General features: G+C 70.8%; 1 protein-coding gene. It reads left to right on the plus strand.

Going from position 1 to position 613, the window contains the following annotated elements:
- Nucleotides 1-503: alkaline phosphatase PhoX (locus tag BFF76_RS30590; RefSeq protein ID WP_141695725.1), on the plus strand; the 503-nt coding region annotated here is incomplete at its 5' end.
- Nucleotides 504-613 lie beyond the last annotated feature (110 nt).

Consider the following 613-nt stretch of genomic DNA (forward strand, 5'->3'; position numbering starts at 1 on the left):
TCTCCGTCCGCAAGCAGTTCACCGAGGGGCAGGTCACCCGGGCCCGCAAGCTCGAAGGGATGTGGTGGGGCGACGGCGGCGCCTACATCGTCTCCTCGTTCGCGCGCGGCGAGAGCCCGGTCGCGCACGACGGCCAGGTCTGGTTCTACGACCCCAAGCGCCGCACGCTGACCCTGAAGGTGCTCCTCGGCGTCAACGCCGACCCCGCCAAGGACGGCGCCTACGACGGTCCGGACAACATCACCGTGTCCCCCTACGGCGGCATCGTCATCTCCGAGGACGGCGAAGGCGTCCAGCACCTCTTCGGCGCCACGGACAGCGGCCGCACCTACCCGATCGCTCGCAACGACCTGAACGGCGGGACGGAGGACGACCCCTCCTACAGCGAGATGACCGGCGTCACCTTCTCGCCGGACGGAAAGACCCTGTTCGCCAGCATCCAGAGCCCCGGCATCCTGCTGGCCATCACCGGCCCGTGGAAGCGCCAGCCCGACAAGCGCTGACCCCGCGTGGAGCGGGCGGCGCGTGCGCACTGCACGCGCCGCCCGCACGCGTCGCCGGAAAGCGAGAACCGCCACACCTTCGGGGGTCTTTCCCGTGCGCCTTCGCGCCC

It is taken from the genome of Streptomyces mutomycini, from assembly GCF_001700505.1.
Classification (GTDB): domain Bacteria; phylum Actinomycetota; class Actinomycetes; order Streptomycetales; family Streptomycetaceae; genus Streptomyces; species Streptomyces mutomycini.